We start from the raw sequence: 1,674 nt of genomic DNA, 5'->3' as shown, positions 1-1,674 counted from the left end.
GCCCCCCCCCCCCGCGCCCGCCGCGAGAGGGTCTCCCCCCGCCAATCACCCCGCCCCACTTGATCCAAGTACTTGCTAGCAAAAAGCCAGTCGATTTGATCGAAAACAATTTCTGCACTGAAAAAGACAGAAACCGCCAATAGGCACTTGCTATTCATTGAATAAGAATTATTCTCATTGAACCCCATTCAAGGAGATGACACCCATGACTTATTTGATTGATGCCTGGCTGGACCGCCCACACCCTTACCTGCGAATCCTGCATCGGGAAACCGGGGAAGTCTGTGCGGTACTGGAAGAGGAAGCCCTGAGCGAGCTGCAGGACCAGGGAGATCTGGACCTGAACGGCCTGAGTTCCAGCGAACCGCTGGTACTCAAGGAATTGGTGCGCAATCTGTTTTTGTTCTGCTACGCCAGAGCCTTGCGGCCGACCGGAACCGATGGCCACAGCCTGAGCGCAAAGATCCGTCTATGAAACCCAAGCCGATGAAGGGGCCAGCCAACTGGCGATGAACAGAGTGCAAATGCGCTGCCGTCATCGCCAGCTGGCTGGCCCCTACACAGGTTACAGAACGTCCAGCAGCTCGACGTCGAATACCAGAACGCTGTGGGGTGGGATGCTGCCCACGCCTTGCGCGCCGTAAGCCAGTTCGCTCGGCACGTACAGACGCCATTTGCTACCGGCGTTCATCAGTTGCAGTGCTTCGGTCCAGCCAGCGATCACGCCGCCTACCGGGAATTCGGCAGGTTGGCCGCGCTCGTAGGAGCTGTCGAATACAGTGCCGTCGATCAGGGTGCCGTGGTAGTGGGTACGCACGCTGTCTTCACGGGATGGCTTGGCGCCATCGCCCTGGGTCAGCACTTCAAATTGCAGGCCGGAAGCCAGGGTGGTGATGCCTTCACGCTTGGCGTTTTCTGCCAGGAAGGCCAGACCGGCACCTGCGGCAGCTTCGGCTTTGGCAGCGGCTTCAGCCTGCATGATTTCGCGGATGACTTTGAAGCTGGCGGACATTTCTTCCTGGCCCACACGGCTTGGCTTACCGGCGAAAGCATCGGTCAGACCCGCGAGGATCGCGTCCAGGCTGACGCCCGGTGGAGGGTTGTCGCGCAGTTGGTCGCCCAACTGACGGCCAATGCCGTAGCTGACGCGGGTTTCGTCGGTGGACAGATTTACTTCGGACATGACACTGCTCCGCTGTGCGGACGGCTCGGGAAAGGCCGCAGGAACACAGCGCCTCCCGGAGCGCCCGGAATCAAAAGGGCGAGCAGACTAGCACAGAAGCCCGACACGGATCATCGCCGTACAGGACCTCAGCCCCCCGAGTGCAAGGTGATGGGCACTTTCAGGCTTTCCTCGACACCCGCGGACAAACCGCACATCTCGTCATGCACCGACGTGTGAATCAGATTGAACGGCAACTTGGGAAAGGACTGCAGAACTTCACGGGCATGCTCCACGGAACGCAGATGAAACATCTGGCCCCGGGCATCACTCAGTGGATAAGCCGCCCCATGCATGCGCGCCTCAAGCAGGTAGATCCCGCCCTCCAGGGAAATCAGGTTCAATTCGTCGACCTTACCGGCAATGGCGTAGGCATTCATTTCCTGCAGGTTCATGAGCGCACCTCGTGCTTTTACAGCCCTGACAGCTACAGGCATATGCCCCGGCCAGGA

3 protein-coding genes are annotated in these 1,674 nt (G+C 59.3%); 1 reads left to right on the top strand and 2 read right to left on the bottom strand.

Annotated elements, in window-relative coordinates; all coding sequences use genetic code 11:
- Positions 1–205: 205 nt before the first annotated feature.
- A complete protein-coding gene (locus tag BLX41_RS08190; RefSeq protein ID WP_123724468.1) occupies positions 206–475 on the top strand; it encodes a PA4570 family protein in 270 nt (89 codons plus the stop codon).
- A gap of 90 nt (positions 476–565) precedes the next feature.
- Here BLX41_RS08190 and BLX41_RS08185 read toward each other — a convergent pair whose 3' ends face one another.
- Together BLX41_RS08185 and BLX41_RS08180 are read right to left on the bottom strand one after the other, a co-directional pair.
- Positions 566–1,183, bottom strand: a complete 618-nt coding sequence (locus BLX41_RS08185; protein WP_044465159.1) for a BamJ family beta-barrel-assembly machinery protein — start codon at positions 1,181–1,183, stop codon at positions 566–568.
- 128 nt (positions 1,184–1,311) lie between these two features.
- Positions 1,312–1,617: a DUF6482 family protein gene (locus BLX41_RS08180; protein WP_123724467.1), complete on the bottom strand. Its 306-nt coding sequence runs from the start codon at positions 1,615–1,617 to the stop codon at positions 1,312–1,314.
- Between the last annotated feature and the right edge of the window lie 57 nt (positions 1,618–1,674).

The organism is Pseudomonas protegens, from assembly GCF_003732485.1.
Lineage (GTDB): Bacteria > Pseudomonadota > Gammaproteobacteria > Pseudomonadales > Pseudomonadaceae > Aquipseudomonas > Aquipseudomonas protegens_B.
Note: the sequence above shows the minus strand (reverse complement) of the source record. Positions and strands in the feature narration are given on the sequence as shown.

Excerpts from the sequence above, each read along its gene's own strand:
- BLX41_RS08180 (WP_123724467.1), bottom strand. The coding sequence starts at position 1,617 with ATGAACCTGCAGGAAATGAATGCCTACGCCATTGCCGGTAAGGTCGAC.
- BLX41_RS08185 (WP_044465159.1), bottom strand. The coding sequence starts at position 1,183 with ATGTCCGAAGTAAATCTGTCCACCGACGAAACCCGCGTCAGCTACGGC.
- BLX41_RS08190 (WP_123724468.1), top strand. The coding sequence starts at position 206 with ATGACTTATTTGATTGATGCCTGGCTGGACCGCCCACACCCTTACCTG.